Annotated in this window: 18 protein-coding genes; 13 read left to right on the top strand and 5 right to left on the bottom strand. The window is 52.9% G+C overall.

Features of this window, described 5'->3' with window-relative positions:
* Positions 1–180: 180 nt before the first annotated feature.
* Together NA986_RS14655 and NA986_RS14650 are read right to left on the bottom strand one after the other, a co-directional pair.
* The gene (locus tag NA986_RS14655) at positions 181–504 is read right to left on the bottom strand and encodes a helix-turn-helix domain-containing protein (protein WP_001274839.1); all 324 of its coding nucleotides are present in this window, start codon (positions 502–504) and stop codon (positions 181–183) included.
* Positions 488–847: a type II toxin-antitoxin system RelE/ParE family toxin gene (locus NA986_RS14650; RefSeq protein WP_023216562.1), complete on the bottom strand. Its 360-nt coding sequence runs from the start codon at positions 845–847 to the stop codon at positions 488–490. Before NA986_RS14650 ends, NA986_RS14655 begins: the two co-directional genes overlap by 17 nt.
* A gap of 215 nt (positions 848–1,062) precedes the next feature.
* Between NA986_RS14650 and nepI the strand changes: the two genes are divergently transcribed.
* On the top strand, positions 1,063–2,256 hold the full coding sequence (gene nepI / locus NA986_RS14645) for a purine ribonucleoside efflux pump NepI (protein WP_023216563.1): 1,194 nt from the start codon (positions 1,063–1,065) through the stop codon (positions 2,254–2,256).
* A gap of 59 nt (positions 2,257–2,315) precedes the next feature.
* Here nepI and NA986_RS14640 read toward each other — a convergent pair whose 3' ends face one another.
* Both NA986_RS14640 and NA986_RS14635 read right to left on the bottom strand, forming a co-directional pair.
* Positions 2,316–3,698 carry a glycoside hydrolase family 1 protein gene (locus NA986_RS14640; protein WP_001270479.1) on the bottom strand — a complete coding sequence of 461 codons (1,383 nt, stop codon included), beginning with the start codon at positions 3,696–3,698 and terminating at the stop codon, positions 2,316–2,318.
* Positions 3,699–3,803: 105 nt separating this feature from the next.
* Positions 3,804–4,097: a YicS family protein gene (locus NA986_RS14635; protein ID WP_023216564.1), complete on the bottom strand. Its 294-nt coding sequence runs from the start codon at positions 4,095–4,097 to the stop codon at positions 3,804–3,806.
* A gap of 196 nt (positions 4,098–4,293) precedes the next feature.
* On the opposite strand from NA986_RS14635, the gene dagR reads away from it, so the two are divergent.
* The 8 genes from dagR to NA986_RS14595 all read left to right on the top strand — a co-directional run bounded on the left by dagR (position 4,294) and on the right by NA986_RS14595 (position 13,004).
* Positions 4,294–7,092, top strand: a complete 2,799-nt coding sequence (gene dagR / locus NA986_RS14630; protein ID WP_070793963.1) for a transcriptional regulator DagR — start codon at positions 4,294–4,296, stop codon at positions 7,090–7,092.
* Positions 7,093–7,310: 218 nt separating this feature from the next.
* Positions 7,311–7,736: a PTS sugar transporter subunit IIA gene (locus tag NA986_RS14625; RefSeq protein ID WP_000214106.1), complete on the top strand. Its 426-nt coding sequence runs from the start codon at positions 7,311–7,313 to the stop codon at positions 7,734–7,736.
* Positions 7,737–7,746: 10 nt separating this feature from the next.
* Positions 7,747–8,232: a PTS system mannose/fructose/N-acetylgalactosamine-transporter subunit IIB gene (locus tag NA986_RS14620; protein ID WP_001284295.1), complete on the top strand. Its 486-nt coding sequence runs from the start codon at positions 7,747–7,749 to the stop codon at positions 8,230–8,232.
* Between the two features lie 145 nt (positions 8,233–8,377).
* The gene (locus NA986_RS14615; protein WP_000380259.1) at positions 8,378–9,127 is read left to right on the top strand and encodes a PTS mannose/fructose/sorbose/N-acetylgalactosamine transporter subunit IIC; all 750 of its coding nucleotides are present in this window, start codon (positions 8,378–8,380) and stop codon (positions 9,125–9,127) included.
* Positions 9,124–9,984 carry a PTS system mannose/fructose/sorbose family transporter subunit IID gene (locus tag NA986_RS14610; protein WP_001526325.1) on the top strand — a complete coding sequence of 287 codons (861 nt, stop codon included), beginning with the start codon at positions 9,124–9,126 and terminating at the stop codon, positions 9,982–9,984. Before NA986_RS14615 ends, NA986_RS14610 begins: the two co-directional genes overlap by 4 nt.
* 3 nt (positions 9,985–9,987) lie before the next feature.
* Entirely contained in the window at positions 9,988–11,097 is a 1,110-nt protein-coding gene (dgaE, locus tag NA986_RS14605; protein WP_023216846.1) for a D-glucosaminate-6-phosphate ammonia lyase, read from the top strand.
* Complete coding sequence (dagF, locus tag NA986_RS14600) at positions 11,084–11,827, top strand: 2-dehydro-3-deoxy-phosphogluconate aldolase (protein ID WP_001186147.1); 744 nt, start codon at positions 11,084–11,086, stop codon at positions 11,825–11,827. Before dgaE ends, dagF begins: the two co-directional genes overlap by 14 nt.
* Before the next feature lie 235 nt (positions 11,828–12,062).
* Complete coding sequence (locus tag NA986_RS14595) at positions 12,063–13,004, top strand: Rpn family recombination-promoting nuclease/putative transposase (RefSeq protein WP_000749539.1); 942 nt, start codon at positions 12,063–12,065, stop codon at positions 13,002–13,004.
* A 42-nt stretch (positions 13,005–13,046) separates the two neighbouring features.
* Here the strand turns inward: NA986_RS14595 and NA986_RS14590 are convergent, their stop codons facing one another.
* A complete protein-coding gene (locus tag NA986_RS14590; RefSeq protein WP_023216845.1) occupies positions 13,047–13,949 on the bottom strand; it encodes an EamA family transporter in 903 nt (300 codons plus the stop codon).
* Between the two features lie 506 nt (positions 13,950–14,455).
* Between NA986_RS14590 and NA986_RS14585 the strand changes: the two genes are divergently transcribed.
* The 4 genes from NA986_RS14585 (at position 14,456) to mgtU (ending at position 18,310) form a co-directional block, all read left to right on the top strand.
* Positions 14,456–15,151, top strand: coding sequence for an MgtC family protein (locus tag NA986_RS14585; RefSeq protein ID WP_000392692.1), 696 nt, complete (start codon positions 14,456–14,458; stop codon positions 15,149–15,151).
* 219 nt (positions 15,152–15,370) lie between these two features.
* Entirely contained in the window at positions 15,371–18,097 is a 2,727-nt protein-coding gene (gene mgtA / locus NA986_RS14580; RefSeq protein ID WP_023216844.1) for a magnesium-translocating P-type ATPase, read from the top strand.
* Between the two features lie 21 nt (positions 18,098–18,118).
* Positions 18,119–18,211: a protein MgtR gene (mgtR, locus tag NA986_RS14575; RefSeq protein WP_001082118.1), complete on the top strand. Its 93-nt coding sequence runs from the start codon at positions 18,119–18,121 to the stop codon at positions 18,209–18,211.
* Between the two features lie 12 nt (positions 18,212–18,223).
* The gene (gene mgtU, locus NA986_RS14570) at positions 18,224–18,310 is read left to right on the top strand and encodes a magnesium transporter protection protein MgtU (RefSeq protein WP_252515021.1); all 87 of its coding nucleotides are present in this window, start codon (positions 18,224–18,226) and stop codon (positions 18,308–18,310) included.
* Positions 18,311–18,329: the final 19 nt, after the last annotated feature.

Genomic DNA, 18,329 nt, shown 5'->3' with positions numbered 1-18,329 from the left:
TGTGACTCCTTGCCATACCTCCTGTCTCAAAATTTCTTATCATAAACTCGAAGTTGTACATGATTATCTATAGACAACTCTAAATGTTTAAGCGCGCACCATGAAAACATTGTAGTGGCACACTGAATTTGCCCACCCCCAGACATCCGACTTAGCCTTAACAGACCATCGGTAAAACCCTCATACCAGCACCTTTAGCCCGTGTTTTTGGACAACATTAAGTAGTTTCAGTGAGATCCCGCTGGGACGCTTGGCGCCGCTTTCCCACTTTTGAACCGTTGATACGCTGGTATTCAGGTACCGAGCGAAAACCGGCTGGCTAACGTTGAGTTCTTCTCGTAACGCTTTTATTTCAAGTGGCTGCAGGTCTTTGATGCTGCTTAAGCAGGTCGTGTCAAAACTGCGCATTGTCTCCGGGGGAATGGCATCCACGCTAAATAATCCAGATGCCGCGCTATGAATCGCTTCAAAGGCAGGGCTTTTGAATTTAGTTTTTGCTGACATGGCGCACCTCTATCAGTTCTTTGTTATTAATGAGTGCCGTTATCTGATCTTCGGTCAGGCAAGCATAGTGTTTTGCTAACTCACGGAAACCCGCGAGTTCGCGATAGCTAATGTTGGCCATATCCTGTTTGGCATACAGGAAGGTGTAAAACCAATGTTCGCCTCCCTTTGCCAACACGATTGCGCGATCGCGGTTTTGATTGAGACGTTTTTTATAAACTCCGCCGCCGAGATTATCTGCTTTTCCTTGCAGTACGGCGTTGATGGCCTCGCTTAACTCGTCGTCTTTTATCGTGTGGGACTTCGCTTCTCTGTTAAACCACCTGGTTTTGAAGATTCGCATCAGGTTGACATCCTGTAATCTAAAGTATAGCACCAGGTGATACACTATGTCTTACCTTTTGGTTTTGCACGCAGCGAGAGAAGATAATTCTCAACGCTCGACCAGCCTCGCAAAATGCAGCGTAACAATGTCAGTTGCTAAAACGTTAATCAGATCACATTTTGTAATGTTACACTGCATGAATTTTCCGCACTAAAACGACGCAGGTGACCACAATGAATGAAAATATCGCAGAAAAATTCCGCGCTGATGGGGTTGCCAGGCCTAACTGGTCAGCCGTTTTTGCCGTGGCGTTTTGTGTCGCCTGCCTGATTACCGTTGAGTTTTTGCCCGTTAGTCTGTTGACGCCGATGGCGCAGGCTCTGGGGATCTCCGAGGGCGTCGCCGGTCAGTCGGTCACCGTTACGGCGTTTGTCGCGATGTTTTCCAGCCTGTTCATTACCCAGATTATTCAGGCGACCGACAGGCGTTATATCGTTATTCTGTTCGCCGTTTTGCTGACGGCTTCTTGTCTGATGGTCTCCTTTGCCAGCAGCTTTACGCTGCTGTTGCTGGGCCGCGCCTGTCTTGGGTTGGCGCTGGGCGGATTCTGGGCGATGTCGGCGTCGCTGACCATGCGACTGGTTCCCGCGCGTACCGTGCCGAAAGCGCTGTCGGTGATTTTTGGCGCGGTTTCCATCGCGTTAGTGATCGCCGCGCCGCTGGGCAGTTTTTTGGGCGGTATTATTGGCTGGCGTAATGTCTTTAACGCCGCTGCGGTGATGGGCGTACTGTGCGTCATCTGGGTGGTGAAATCACTGCCGTCGCTGCCGGGCGAACCTTCTCACCAGAAACAGAATATGTTTAGCCTGTTGCAACGCCCTGGCGTGATGGCCGGGATGATCGCCATCTTTATGTCTTTTGCCGGGCAGTTCGCTTTCTTTACCTATATTCGCCCGGTCTATATGAATCTGGCGGGCTTTGACGTTGATGGTCTGACGCTGGTGTTGCTCAGTTTTGGTATTGCCAGCTTCGTTGGCACTTCTTTCTCATCTTATGTCCTGAAACGTTCGGTAAAACTGGCGCTGGCCGGTGCGCCGCTGCTACTGGCGCTGAGCGCGCTGACGCTCATTGTGTGGGGAAGCGACAAAACCGTGGCGGCGGCAATAGCGATTATCTGGGGACTGGCGTTTGCGCTGGTGCCGGTGGGATGGTCAACGTGGATCACTCGTTCCCTTGCCGATCAGGCGGAAAAAGCCGGTTCCATCCAGGTCGCGGTGATTCAACTGGCAAATACCTGTGGCGCGGCGGTGGGCGGTTATGCGCTCGACAATTTCGGGCTGCTTTCGCCGCTGGCGCTTTCCGGCGGACTGATGCTGTTGACGGCATTAGTCGTGGCGGCGAAAGTCCGTATTACGCCAATGAGTTGATATTGCTGCCATTTGTAGGCCGGATACGACGTTAGTCGTTATCCGGCAATAATAAATGCTTAATCAAAACCGTTATGCTCTGCGGTGGCGGCAAACCATTCTCCGCTTTTTTTCACCGTGCGCGTTTGGGTGGCTAAATCCAGTTGTACAAAACCATAGCGATTTTTATAGCCGTTCAGCCATGACCAGTTATCGATAAAGGTCCACATGTGGTAGCCAAGGCAGTGACAGCCCTCGCTAATGCCTTTATGCAGCCATTTAAGATGCTCAGAAATAAAGTCAATCCGGTAATCATCGTGAATTTGTCCCGCTTGCACAAAACGCTGCTCGTTCTCAACGCCCATCCCGTTTTCGGAGATAAAACAGCGCGGATTGCCGTAATTATCCCGCAGGTTGGTGATGATGTCGTAAATTCCTGGCGCGTAAATTTCCCAGCCGCGGTAAGGGTTCATCTTGCGCCCCGGCATGTCGTAATAGTCAAATAACCACTCCGGCATAAACGGCGCTTGCGGATTCACCGCCGTATCACGGCATTTCACGCGGCGCGGCTGATAATAGTTAATCCCCAGTAAATCGATTTTGCCGTCGGCAATAAGCTGACGGTCGCCTGGCTGACAGGCAGGCAGCTGGTCATAGGTTTTCAGCAGCGCCACCAAGTCCGCCGGGTATTCTCCCTTTAATACCGGGTCAAGAAAACTGCGGTTGAATAACAGATCCGCATGATGCGCGGCTTGCACATCGGCGGGATGCTGCGAGCGTGGGTAGGACGGCGTCAGATTCAGCACTACGCCGATTTCACCGTCGTAGCGCCCGGCGCGCCAGGCGCGCACGGCGGTCGAGTGCGCCAGCACGGTATGGTACGCCACGGTGGCCGCACGTTTAAAATCCACCACATTGGGATAGTGGAAGTCGTACAAATAGCCGCCTTCCACCGGCACAATCGGCTCATTAAAGGTAAACCAGTGCTTCACGCGGTCGCCAAACAAGGTAAAACACGTTTGCGCGTACCGACCAAACGCCTCTACGACGTCGCGATTTTCCCAGCCGCCTTTCTCCTGCATGACCATCGGCATATCAAAATGGAACAGCGTAATAAACGGCGTGATGCCCTGCGCCAGTAGCTCGTCGATGACGTGATTGTAGAAGCTCACCGCTTGTGGATTCACCTCGCCTACACCGTCTGGAATGAGCCGCGCCCAGCTTAGTGAGGTGCGAAAACTGTTGTGTTTTAACTGTTTCAGTAGCGCGATGTCTTGCTTCCAGTGGCGATAGAACGTTGAGGTTTCCGCTGGACCGATGCCCTGATGAAAACGACCCGGCTGGCGCTCGAACCACACATCCCACGTGGTCTGGCTTTTACCGCCATTCAGACTATCCCCTTCGGTTTGCAACGCTGAGCAGGCGCTGCCCCACCAGAAGTTATCGGGAAAACGGTATCGCATTGTCGTACTCCTTGATCGCGTAAATTCGCTCCAGAATACGCGTTTTTAGCGAACAGAAACCGGTTACAGTCCGCATTTTCGCGACCAAAAAGCGGAAAAGCGGTGCTACATCTCCGGGCATTCCACCTTACCGAGAGCCTGCCAGTAGTTATGCTGATTGTTGCGCTCTATCGCGATCATCGCCTCCCGAATATGCTGCTGGTTCCCCTCGCTCGCCATGATTTTTTTCTCCCAGGCTTCATCGGTTAGCGTGCCTTTGGGCGTACACATTTTGCGCAAATCCTTTAAAATCGTATTTTTTTCATGCGCCGACTGGAGTGAGCTAAACGGAGAGTCGGCATACGTGACGCCCGGTAGCGCGACAAGTGTGGCAATAAGCAGAAGCGTTTTTCGTTTCATAAACGGTATCCTTATCGGTTTGCACTTTTTCAAGAGTAAGTGTAGACCGCGCGACGCTCACTCATCGGGGCGTGCTATCCGTTGGCGTTGAAGTCAGGCAAAAGTGGGAAGGCGGTTTCTCGCTGCGCCTTCACTTTCTTGCGTGGCAGAATAGTGTATGTTCTGACTACTCTTTTATTTCGTAAGCGGTAGTGTAATGAGACGTATTGAGATCGTACTGGGAGAGCTGGAACGGCTGACGCGCGGGCTATGCCTTGCCGATTTGGCGCAGGAGACGGCGTTTACGGCGGAGGCGATAGGTTTCAATCTTGGGCTGGCGCGTAACTCCGTCAGCAAAGATCTCAATCAGTTATGGAATGACGGCCTGGCAATCAAAAGCCGTGGCCGCCCGGTCTATTTTCTGCATCGCCAGGCGCTGGAAATGTTGCTGGGACGACAGCTGGAAGAGTCTGAACGCGAGGTGCGGTCGGTGGCGGATGTGCTGCCGCATGAAGAGCATTATGCGCCCGACGATCCGTTTACCAGCCTGATTGGTTACGATCGCAGCCTGCGCGATGCGGTAGAAAAAGGCCGTGCGGCGGTGCTCTATCCGCACGGTTTACACGTTCTGCTTACCGGACCGTCCGGCGTCGGTAAAACCTTTTTTGCGGAACTGATGCACCGTTTCGCCTGTGAACAGGCGAGCGGCGCTATCCCGCCGCTGGTCTACTTTAACTGCGCGGAATACGCCCATAACCCGGAACTGCTCTCCTCGCATCTGTTTGGTCATCGGCAGGGGGCGTTTACCGGCGCGAATGAACATAAAACAGGCCTCGTGGAGCAGGCGGACGGTGGTTATCTGCTGCTGGACGAGGTGCACCGTCTGTCTTATGAAGGGCAGGAAAAGCTGTTCTCTATTCTGGATAAAGGCGAGTACCGTCCGCTTGGCGTGAGCAGCCAGCCGCGATCAATTTCGGTACGCCTGATTTGCGCCACTACCGAGCCGGTCGGGTCGGCGCTGTTACGTACTTTCCAGCGGCGTATTCAGGTATGCATTGATTTGCCGGGCATTCGCCAGCGCTCCGTTGAAGAACAGATCGAACTGATCGTGGGGTTCTTACAGCGGGAAAGCCGCAAAATAGAACGCACGGTCAGCATTGATAAACCGTTGTTGCTCTGGTTGCTGAATAAACCCCTGGAAGGCAATATTGGCCAGCTAAAAAGCGATATTCAGTTTCTTTGCGCTCAGGCGTGGGCATCGGGAATGACCGAGCACAACGACACGCTACAGCTGGATAAACGGCTGGCGGAGATGTCGGTTAACCCGACGCCGGAACAGCGTCTATTGGTGGATACTCTGTTTGACGGTAAAGCGCGGCTAAATATAGACGCGCGCACGCTGCCCGCATTGAAGACGTCGCTGGCGACCGGGGCGGAAATTGAAGAGAGCGACCTCTTTTACAGCTTCCTGACGCGCGAATATGTTAATTTGCGCAACAGTAACGTCCCCCCGGCGGAGACGCTGGCGATCCTGAAAAATAAACTCAGCTCGATTTTTGAATACGGTCTCTACAGCCGCGACAGCGTGGCGCATCCGCCGCGCTATGGCGACCAGATTGAAGAGCGCGTGACGCTGCTGATTGGCTGCGTAGAGCAGGTGTTGGGCTTTTCGCTGCCGGAAAATCTGGTTAACCCACTGCGTAAACACTTCCTGGCGCTGATAGGCTACGTGCAGCGCGGCCTGATCCCGCAGCTTTACTCTTCCAGTTTGATCCTGGATCGCTGCAAAGACGAATATGACAACGCCACGCTGCTGTGTCGGAAAATCAACGAACTGCTGCATATTCAGTGTCCGGCGACGGAAGTGGTCTGGCTATGCCTGTTCCTGAAAGAGTGCCGCCATTATCGTCAGCGTATCGATGCCAGCCCCGACTGCGGGGTCATTTTGATCGCCCACGGCGCGACCACCGCCACCAGCCAGGCGCAATATGTCAACCGCGTGCTGGAGCGCGAGCTGTTCAGCGCCATCGACATGCCGTTTGAACAGTCGGTGCATGACACGCTGGAAACGCTGACCCAAATGATTCAAACCCGCCAATATCGGCGGCTTATCCTGTTGGTGGACATCGGTTCATTAATCCATTTCGGCAGTACGATCAGTAAGTTATTCCAGATAGATGTTTTGCTCATGCCGAACATCACGCTGACCAGTCTGCTGGAAGTCGGGCTGGATTTAAGCTATGAAACCAGCGACTTACCACAGTTGGCGGCGCTCCTGCAGAGTAAAAATATCCCCTGCCAGCTTTGTACGCCGCAGCAGGAGAACGGCGGCAAAGTGCTGGTCATCTCCTGTATTACCGGCATGGGAACGGCGGAAAAAATCAAAAAGGTGCTGGAGGAGAGCTTTGGCGAGCTGATGTCGCAGGACACCAGGATGGTGATCCTTGATTATAACGAGGTACGTAGTCTGGAGCGCGTTCAGCAGGCATTGAATGCCAGCGAGCGGCTGGCGGGGATTGTCGGCACTTTCCAGCCGGGGTTGCCGGATATTCCGTTTATTTCGCTGGAAGAGCTTTTCTCCGAACAAGGGCCGGAACTGGTGTTGAGCCTGTTAACGCCCGATCTGTCCAACGCTGAACGCCGTCTGGAGATGGAGCGCAGCGCCATGCGCTTTATCAGCGCGCTAACGATGGAGAGCATCATCAACCATATTTCTGTGCTTAACCCGCAGCGTATTCTGAAAGAGATGGAGGGCGTTTTTAACCATCTGACGTCTTCGCTTTCCCTGAAACCAAGCCGCCAGGTGACACTGCGCTTCCTGATCCACTGCTGCTGTATGGTAGAGCGTATTGTGATTAACCGTAAACCGTTACAGATGGCGCTGGAACGTCAGCCGAATCTGGACGCGCGCGCGTTTAGTGTCATCAAATCCGCTTTTCTGCCGATCGAAGACGCCTACGCCATCCGTTTATCGGATGCGGAATATTTTTATATCTACGAACTGCTCTATAGCTAATCCTTTTACTGGCGGGGCTTCGCGCCTCGCCAGACCTTTCTTCTTCCTCGCGTGACACAAATTCTGGCACAACCTTTGCTCTTCTGATGATGCGTTATGCCGGATAGCGGCGTAAACGCCTTATCCGGCCTACCGGGAGTGTCCTGTAGGTCCGGTAAGCGCAGTGCCACCGGGCAATATATGCCGGTGTTCTCATGTAATTGCGCCAGGAGGCCATTTTGACTACCACACAACCGTTGCCCCACATCCTGCTGCTGACGCATGGCGGCTGGGGACAACCGCTTTGCAACAGCCTGCGTATGGTCACGGGCGAAATTAAAGGCGTGACGGAAATCGCGCTAATGCCTGTCGATACGCTGGGCGAGTTTTATCAACGCGTCGAGGCCGTGGTGAAAACGCTGCCGGAAGGCTCGCTGATCCTGACGGATTTTGTCGGCGGCACGACGTCCAACGTCGCGGCGCGGCTAAGCGCCGATTATCCGGTGGCGGTGATTGCCGGACTGAATGCGTCGCTACTGCTGGAAGCGCTGGACAGGCGCGAACAAGGGATGCTAACCGCCTGCGTGGACGAGTTAGTTGAGGCCGGGCGCAGTAGCTGCCTGGATGTGGTCGCCCATGTACGTCAGCTACAACAATCACTCTAAGGAAAACATCATGGCCAATATCGTTTTATGCCGCATCGACAGCCGTCTCATTCATGGGCAGGTTGTCACGAAGTGGGTCGGACAATCTCAGGCGAACCGGATAGCCGTTGTGAGTGATGAACTGGATGCCGATCCGTTTATGAAAAATATCTACCTGATGGCGGCGCCGCCAAATATCAAAGTGGATTGCTTCGGCAACCAGAGTTTTGCCGCTGCATGGAAAGAAAATCAGCTTGGCGACGGTAACGTGCTGGTGCTTTTTCCCTCACTGGCGGCGGTGCAGGACGCCATACAACTGGGCTTTGACGTCACCCGCATTCAGGTTGGCGGTCTCGGCGGCGGGCCAAACCGCAAAGCGGTTTTTCAGAATATTACGCTGGATGAAAAAGACGTCGGCATTCTTAACGACCTGAAAAACCGTGGCGTTCAGGTATTTTTCCAGACCATTCCGGAAGATAAGCCGCAGCCGCTCGACGATATCCTGAAAAAATTCTAACCCTTTAATAGACACAAAATCATTCTGGATGCATCGAGGCGGCAACTGAGTGAATCCCCTGGAGCTTACTAAAGTAAGTGACTGGGGTGAGCGAAGGCAGCCAACAAAGAGGCAGCCTGAAGAATGAAGTGTATAGGATAACACTATGGATACCTTACTCTTTGCAAGCCTGATGGGGTTGTATTACTGGTTTGCCCGTTTACGCCTCGGCTACACCTTCTCCGCGATGCTGTTACAACCGGTGGTGATCGCGGTATTTGTCGGGCTTTTGCTTGGCAATATGCAGACCGCGATGATCATCGGCGCAGGGATGCAGCTCGTTTATTTGGGCGTGACCTCAACGCCGGGCGGCAACGTGCCGTCGGACCCGGCGCTGGCGGCCTGTATCTCCATTCCTATCGCGGTGAAGGCCGGTATGGACCCAAACCTGGCGATCGCGCTGGCAATCCCGTTTGGCGTGATTGGCGTGTTTCTCGATCAGCTGAGGCGCACGCTGAACGCCGCCTGGGTGCATATGGCGGATAAACACGCGGAAACGGCAAACATGGCGGGCATCATGCGTTGCGCCTTTCTTTACCCGGCATTGCTGGGGCTGGTGCTGCGCTTCCCGGTGGTCTTTGCCGCTAACTACTTTGGCCAGGATGTGGTGGAAAGTTTCCTTAAACTGATGCCGCACTGGTTAACCCACTCCTTTGAAATCATGGGCGGCATTCTGCCGGCGCTGGGCTTTGCCATCACCATTATGGTGATCGGTAAAAAGAGCCTGTTGCCGTGGTTTATCGGCGGGTTCTTCGCGGTGTTATACCTCAAGGTCGACATCATGGCGATGGCCATCTTCGGCACCTGTGTCGCCTTCCTGATTAAAGGCCTGGCGAAAAATGAAGGAGCAGCATGATGAGCAGTGACGTAATGCAACATGAACTGGTTGAGCGTGCGCGGGAAAGCGGGGCGCTGACCAAAGCAGATATCACCAAAGCCTGGTTTATCTACTGGCTGGGCGCCGAGGTTTCCAGCTCCTATGAGCGCTTACAAAGCCTGATTTTCTGCGCCTCGATGACGCCGATCATCAAAAAACTTTACCCACAAAAAGAGGAGCAGGTAGAAGCGCTAAAACGCCACCTTAACTTCTTTAACTCCGAGCAGACCTTCGGCGCGGTGATTCAGGGCATCTCTATTGCCATGGAAGAACAAAAAACGCGCGGCGAGCCGATTAACGACTCGTCTATCACCGGCATTAAAACTGGCCTGATGGGGCCGCTTGCCGGGATGGGCGACTCGATTATCTGGGCGGCGGTGATGCCGCTGTTGATAGCGATCTTCATTCCGTTCGCGGCAAATGGCAGCGCGATGGGCGGTATTATCCCGCTGATTCTCTACCCGGCGATCACCCTGGCGATCAGCTACGGCATGGTCCACAAGGGATATACGCTGGGGCGTGATTCGATTATCGGCCTGCTGCAAGGGGGGCGAATCAAAGAACTGATCTACGGGGCCAACGTGCTGGGTTTGATCATGATGGGCGCGCTTTCCGCCAGCTACGTCAAAATCACCACGCCGTTAAAAATTAGCGCTTTGAAAGGATCTGAAGTGGTGGTTCAGCAGATCCTCGACTCTATCGCGCCGGGCTTACTGCCACTGGCGGCGGTATTCGCCATCTACTTCTATCTGGTAAAAAAAGGGCCGCGCTACACCACCATTTTGCTGTCGATTGTCGCACTGAGCATAGTCTGTTCGTTGTTAGGAGTGCTGTAAATCATGACGCCGAATATCTATCAACAACTGGGGTTGAAAAAGGTCATTAACGCCTGCGGCAAAATGACCATTCTGGGCGTCTCAAGCGTCGCGCCGGAGGTCATGCAGGCCACCGCGCGCGCGGCTTCCGCTTTCGTCGAGATTGATGCGCTGGTGGAAAAAACCGGCGAACTGGTATCGCGCTATACGGGTGCTGAAGATAGCTATATCACCTCGTGCGCCTCGGCGGGTATTGCCATTGCCGTCGCTGCCGCTATCACCCACGGCGATCGGGCGCGCGTCGCCCTGATGCCGGACAGTACCGGTATGGCCAATGAGGTAGTGATGCTGCGCGGGCATAATGTGGACTACGGCGCGCCAGTCGCCAGCGCCATTCGTCTTGGCGGCGGGCGCATAGTGGAAGTGGGGGCGAGCAATCTGGCGGCCCGCTGGCAACTGGAAAGCGCCATTAACGAAAAGACCGCCGCGCTACTGTATGTGAAATCACACCATTGCGTACAGAAAGGCATGTTGAGCATTGACGATTTTGTACAGGTGGCGCAGGCCAACCACCTGCCGTTGATTGTCGATGCCGCGGCGGAAGAGGATTTGCGCGGCTGGGTGGCGAGCGGCGCGGATATGGTTATCTATAGCGGCGCGAAAGCCTTTAATGCGCCAACCTCCGGCTTTATCACTGGTAAGAAAACGTGGATTGCCGCCTGCAAAGCGCAGCACCAGGGGATTGCCAGGGCAATGAAAATCGGCAAGGAAAACATGGTTGGGCTGGTGTATGCGCTGGAGAATTACCACCAGGGCCAGACGACCGTGACCGCAGCACAGTTACAGCCGGTCGCGGAAGCGATTTCCGCCATCCATGGGCTTTATGCCGATATCGAACAGGATGAGGCCGGGCGTGCAATCTGGCGTATTCGTGTGCGGGTGAACGCATCTGAATTGGGGCTGAATGCGCAGGACGTCGAAGCGCAGTTGCGCGGCGGCGAGATAGCGATTTACGCCCGCAAATATCAGCTTCATCAGGGGGTTTTTAGCCTCGATCCACGCACGGTAGCCGAAGGGGAAATGGCATTGATTGTGGCGCGACTCAGGGAGATTGCAGAACATGCAGCAGATTAATTTTTATCGTCAGCGGGTAGCGATTAACGTGCTGGCAAAGGATATCGCCAACGCGAAGGCTATCTATGAAGCCGCCGAAGGCCATGCGGTCATTGGCGTACTTTCCGCGCAGTTCGCTACGGTAGAAGAGGGCGTGCCGGAGGTGAAACGCTGGATGGCGGAGGTGCCGTCTATCTCAGTGGGTCTGGGCGCAGGCGACCCGGCGCAGTACTACAAAGCGGCGATGATTGCCGCCCATACTCACCCGGCCCATGTCAACCAGACCTTTACCGGCAGCGGCTTCGCAGCGGGCGCACTGGCGGCGACAGGCGGCGAGCAAACACATATTAACGCCCTGGTCAGCCCGACGGGAACGCCTGGCGAGGTGGTGATTTCTACCGGCGTCAGCAGCAGCCAGGGAACGCCAGCCCGCGTTTCCTGTGAAGCGGCGGTACGCATGATGCAGGATATGGGCGCACATGCGGCGAAGTTTTTCCCGATGGGCGGCGAAAAGTCGTTACCGGAACTCTATGCGCTGGCGACAACCGCCGCCCGCCACGGCATGACGCTCATCGAGCCGACCGGCGGTATCTCACTGGATAATTTCGGTATTATCCTGCAAACCTGCCTGGAAGCAGGCGTGCCGCGCGTCATGCCGCATGTTTACAGCTCGATTATCGATCCGCAAACCGGCAATACGCGCCCCGAAGACGTCATTCGGTTGATGGAGATAGTCAAAGCGCTGGTGTGAGATTTATCGCCGAAGAGCGCTACGTTTACCTGGCCTACAGATGACGTGTATTTGTAGGCCCGGTTAGCGTTACGCTATTGGGCGATAATGCGTAGCAGGCTGGGCAAAAATGTACGTATTGCAGCCATCAGTGATTCCCTTTCGAGCCTCCTCGCGGGGTTAAATTTTCCTGAATGCTGTCTGTATTTTTGGCGAGTACAGTGGCGTCATCTTATTCCTCAGGTGACGGATCGCCATGAAAAAAAGCCCCACGTCCACGCCTCATGATGCGGTATTCAAAACGTTTTTACGCCATCCGGATACCGCGCGGGATTTTCTCAATATTCATCTTCCCCATTCGCTAAGAATACGTTGCGATCTGACGACGTTGAAATTGGCGCCGGACAGTTTTATCGAGAAAAATTTACGCGCGTTTTATTCCGATGTCCTTTGGTCACTAAAAACGTGTGAAGGCGACGGTTATATCTATGTCGTTATAGAGCATCAGAGTACGCCGGACGCGCATATGGCGTTCCGGTTAATGCGTTACGCGACTGCCGCGATGCAGCGCCATCTGGATGCTGGTCATAAAACGTTACCGCTGGTGATTCCCATGCTGTTTTACCATGGCGCGAAAAGCCCGTATCCCTTTTCGCTGTGCTGGCTGGATGAGTTTGACGATCCTGCACTGGCGCGTCAGCTTTATGCGACGGCATTTCCACTGGTAGACATTACGGTGGTGCCGGATAACGAGATTATGCAGCATCGACGTATCGCGATGCTGGAGCTGGTACAAAAGCATATACGTCAACGCGACCTGATGGGATTGGTCGAGCGCTTAGCGGTACTTCTGATTACGGGAAACGCTAATGACAGTCAGCTAAAAGCGCTGTTTAATTATTTGCTAATACAGCATGGCAGCACGCCTCGTTTTGGCAAGTTTATCCGCGAGGTGGCGCGTCGTGTTCCCCAACACAAGGAGAGATTAATGACGATCGTAGACAGAATACGTGAATCGGGGCGCAGAAAAGGTAAGCGTGAAGGCGTGCAACAAGGCATACAGCAAGGTATACATCAAGGTAAGCAGGAGGAAGCCTTGCGTATTGCGCATACGATGCTGGAACAGGGGATCGATCGGCAGATGGTGCTGATGATTACCGGGCTTTCTGACGAAGAGATTAAGGCAAAGCGCCATTAAACTTTTCCCTCTTCCGCCCGGTCATCGTGATTATCAACGGCGTTAAGCGGCCCGCGCGCGTCGACGGGAATCGAGGGAGATCAGAATCACTGACGAGAGAATGAGCAGCGTGCCCAGCCAGTCCGGCAAGGTAAAACTAATCCCCAACAGCAGCAGCGACAGCAGGGCGCTGCTTAACGGTTCCGCGCAGCTTAAAATGCTGGCTTTGGGGCCACCAATCAGTTGCGCGCCTTTCAAATACAGGCTGAACGTCAGAGACGTACCGATCACCACAAGGTAGAAAAAGGCCAGAATCAGGCTGCCGCTCACCGCAAAGTGCGTTCCTTCTTTAGCGTAGAAGGGCAGCAGAATAAGGCCGCCAAAGGACATACTCCAGCCGACCACTGGCAGTGTGCCGTATTGGGCGATTAGCCTGGAAGGCCAGGTCGTATAAAAGGCGGCGGCAAATGCGGAGGCGATACCCCAGAACAGCGCGCCTGAAGAGATCGACAGCGATGTTGGATTGCCGTGAGTCACCAGTAAAAAGGTGCCGATAAGCGATGTAAGAATGGCGGTTAAGACCAGAATGCCTGGTCGTGTTCTTCGCGCTAATGCAAACCACGCGACAATAATGGTCGGCGATAAAAATTGCAGCACTGTCGCGGTGGCGGCATTGGATTTTTCTATCGTGAGCAGGAAGGTTAGCTGAACGGTGAGCGCGCCCACCACGGAGAAAACCAGCAGACTCAGTGCATCTTTGCAGTTTTTAAGAATTGAAAATATCTTATCGCCGTGCATAAAGGAGAAGGTCACCAGTATCAGCCCGGCGAATAACAAACGTATCATCGTCAGGAACTGTGACGACATACGGCTTTGCTCCATGATGTACTGCGCGCAAACGCCTGAACTCCCCCACAATACGGCGGCAATCAGGACGTTTAGCATCCCTTTTCTGGTGGAACCCATTTTTTCCTCGTCATGTTGTTTTATTTTTTTACGTGCAGGCATCATAACAGAGCTATCGCCAGCATTAAGCAGGAATTTATTGTTTAATGATTTCAGACGAGCCTGTTATTGACATAATATTGTCATTTTTTTGTCATAGGAAAATATCAAACAAACTTAAACAAATCGTCACTATCCCCGCCTTTGCACTTTACAGAACATATTGACTGACTATAATAAGCGCAAATTCATGCAGGAGTAATATGTTGGACAGTCACTTTTACGTAAATCATCTGGCAAGTTAACGCACGCTATTCCTGCGCTGCTTGCCGAACCGGTGGGCAGCAATCTCCCCTTGTGACGATTGTCATCCCAATAATGTTACAACACGCGCATTGTCGCGAGGTAATCGTCATGTTCATGTTTAAACACGCTTTATTTCCTCCGCCGTTAACACGACGCTAATTGCCTCAGGGCAGAAATTTGTCGTGTGCTAAATATAGCACGTACTTATTCTTCCAGAAAAAATGGAGGAACGTATGTTAATGTTTCCTTATATTTTGAATTTACTGGCCGCTATGCTGTTGGGCGCGCTGATTGGCGCGGAAAGACAATGGCGTCAACGTATGGCGGGATTACGCACTAATGCGCTGGTGGCGACAGGCGCCGCCGTTTTTATTCTGAGCTCCATGACGACATCGCCAGACAGCCCCGGGAGAATTGCGGCGCAGATTGTCTCTGGTATTGGCTTTCTGGGGGCGGGTGTCATCATGCGCGAAGGGATGAATGTGCGCGGACTGAACACTGCGGCAACGCTATGGTGTTCGGCGGGCATCGGCGTGTTATGCGGCTTAGGGCAGTTCAAAAATGCGCTGGCGGCGACGATCATTATTCTTTGCGCCAATATTTTATTGCGTGAAGCGGCGCAGCGTATAAATCAACTCCCGATATCCGCTGAGGAAGAAAAACGTTATATCCTGAAAGTAACCTGTAATAAAGAAGATGAGAGCGCGGTTCGTCAGTGGTTACTGAATATCGTAAAAGAGGCCGCGATCTGTTTACAAGGGTTAGGTTCGGTCCCCGCTCAGGAACAGGGCTATAAAGAAATTCGTGCCGAGCTCGTGGGTCATGCTGATTATCGTAAAACGCGAGAACTGATTATATCCAGAATAGGTGATAACGATAATATCACCGCAATTCACTGGAGTATTGATAGTCAATAATAGTTTTTTATTCAATTTCAACATTACGCCAGGCGTATAAGGAGGGAATGATGGATATTCCCGAGTCGATAAAATAAAACCCACTCAAAATAGTGAGTAAGCAATAACCTTTTTTATGCATAGATAATTCTCCCGGGGCATTCACCTTCAAATCGTGAGTTTGCTATTCCCCGGGCGTGATATGCAGGAAACACTACACCTTAATTTTGGGGATTCATCATGACTGACATGAACATTGAAAACCGGAAACTCAATCGCCCGGCGTCAGAAAATGATAAGCAGCATAAAAAAGTATTTCCGATCGAAGCGGAAGCTTTTCATAGCCCGGAGGAGACACTGGTGCGGCTGAACAGCCATCGTCAGGGCCTCACGATAGAAGAGGCCAGCGAACGGTTGAAAGTGTATGGGCGCAATGAAGTGGCGCATGAGCAAGTTCCTCCGGTGCTGGTTCAGCTTCTGCAGGCATTCAATAACCCGTTTATTTACGTTCTGATGGCACTGGCAGGGGTTAGTTTCATCACGGATTACTGGCTCCCGTTACGCCGTGGCGAAGAGACCGATCTCACCGGCGTGCTGATTATTCTGACGATGGTCAGTTTGAGCGGGTTATTGCGTTTCTGGCAGGAGTTTCGCACTAACAGAGCAGCACAGGCGCTGAAAAAGATGGTGCGCACCACCGCCACGGTGTTGCGTCGTGGGCCGGGCAATATAGGCGCGGTGCAGGAAGAGATTCCCATTGAAGAACTGGTGCCGGGCGATGTGGTTTTTCTGGCCGCAGGCGATCTGGTGCCCGCCGACGTCCGTCTGCTGGCGTCGCGCGATCTCTTTATCAGCCAGTCAATTCTTAGTGGTGAATCATTACCCGTAGAAAAATACGATGTTATGGCTGATGTGGCAGGTAAAGACAGCGAGCAATTGCCTGACAAAGATAAGAGCCTGTTAGATTTGGGCAATATCTGTCTGATGGGAACCAATGTAACCAGCGGCAGAGCGCAAGCGGTCGTGGTCGCGACGGGAAGCCGTACCTGGTTCGGCTCGCTGGCGAAATCCATTGTGGGTACGCGTACCCAGACGGCTTTCGATCGCGGAGTCAACAGCGTGAGCTGGCTGTTGATACGCTTTATGCTGATCATGGTGCCGGTTGTCCTGCTGATCAATGGTTTCAGTAAGGGAGACTGGGTAGAGGCTTCGCTGTTCGCGCTGGCGGTTGCGGTGGGGTTGACGCCGGAAATGTTGCCCATGATTGTCAGTTCCAACCTGGCAAAAGGCGCGATTGCGATGTCGCGGCGCAAAGTGATCGTCAAGCGCCTGAACGCTATTCAAAACTTCGGCGCGATGGATGTGCTGTGTACAGATAAAACTGGCACCTTAACCCAGGACAATATTTTTCTGGAGCATCATCTGGATGTGAGCGGTGTAAAAAGCAGCCGGGTATTGATGCTGGCCTGGCTGAATAGTAGCAGCCAGAGCGGCGCCCGGAATGTGATGGATCGCGCCATACTGCGTTTTGGCGAGGGGCGAATCGCACCATCGACAAAAGCGCGCTTCATTAAACGCGATGAACTGCCATTCGACTTTGTACGTCGCCGGGTATCGGTCCTGGTGGAGGATACGCAGCATGGAGACAGATGCCTGATCTGCAAAGGCGCTGTTGAAGAGATGATGATGGTAGCCACCCATCTTCGCGAAGGCGATCGTGTGGTGGCGCTGACGGAAACACGCCGCGAGCTGCTGCTGGCGAAAACCGAAGATTACAATGCGCAGGGATTCCGTGTATTGCTGATAGCGACACGTAAGCTGGATGGTTCCGGGAACAATCCGACATTAAGTGTGGAGGATGAGACCGAACTTACCATTGAAGGGATGCTCACTTTTCTCGATCCGCCGAAAGAGAGCGCCGGAAAAGCGATTGCCGCGTTGCGGGATAACGGCGTGGCGGTCAAAGTCCTCACCGGCGATAATCCGGTTGTGACGGCGCGTATCTGTCTGGAAGTGGGTATTGATACGCACGATATCCTGACCGGAACCCAGGTTGAGGCGATGTCAGATGCCGAACTGGCGTCTGAGGTGGAGAAACGCGCAGTATTCGCCCGGCTGACGCCGTTACAAAAAACGCGTATTTTGCAAGCGCTACAGAAAAATGGTCATACCGTTGGTTTTCTTGGAGATGGGATCAACGACGCGCCCGCGCTTCGTGATGCGGATGTGGGAATTTCCGTCGATAGCGCCGCCGATATTGCTAAAGAGTCATCAGATATTATTCTGCTGGAAAAAGATCTCATGGTGCTTGAGGAAGGCGTTATCAAAGGGCGGGAAACCTTTGGCAATATCATTAAATACCTGAATATGACCGCCAGCTCTAATTTCGGCAATGTTTTTTCGGTACTGGTAGCCAGCGCGTTTATTCCGTTTCTGCCGATGCTGGCGATTCATCTGTTGATCCAGAATTTGATGTACGATATTTCGCAGTTGTCGTTGCCGTGGGACAAAATGGATAAAGAGTTCCTGCGTAAGCCGCGGAAATGGGACGCGAAAAATATTGGCCGTTTTATGCTATGGATTGGCCCAACGTCTTCTATTTTCGATATCACAACCTTTGCGTTGATGTGGTACGTCTTTGCAGCTAATAACGTAGAGGCGCAGGCGCTCTTTCAGTCCGGCTGGTTTATTGAGGGTCTGCTCTCGCAGACACTGGTCGTGCATATGCTAAGGACGCAGAAAATACCGTTTATCCAAAGTCGGGCGACGTTGCCGGTATTATTGACGACCGGCTTGATTATGGCGATAGGCATTTATATTCCATTCTCACCTCTGGGCGCGATGGTTGGACTGGAGCCGCTGCCACTGAGCTACTTCCCGTGGTTGGTGGCGACATTATTGAGCTACTGTCTGGTGGCGCAAGGCATGAAACGCTTTTATATCAAACGCTTTGGCCAGTGGTTTTAATGATGTTTGAGGATCGCCCAGATGAATCGCTCACCCGATAAAATCATCGCGCTGATATTTTTACTGATTAGCCTGTTGGTGTTGTGTTTAGCCCTCTGGCAAATCGTTTTATAACGAGGTGACGCCATGCAAAAAAGAGGGTTGGACAAAATTTTTTATCAGGTTGTCCTGATAGCAATCATCCTGATTTTACTGACTATCTGGATACGATAAGCTGCTGTTGGCGAGCCCC

This window comes from Salmonella sp. NW177, from assembly GCF_051811585.1.
Classification (GTDB): Bacteria; Pseudomonadota; Gammaproteobacteria; order Enterobacterales; family Enterobacteriaceae; genus Salmonella; species Salmonella enterica.
The sequence above is the reverse complement of the archived record's forward strand: the minus strand, read 5'-3'. Positions and strand labels throughout refer to the sequence as shown.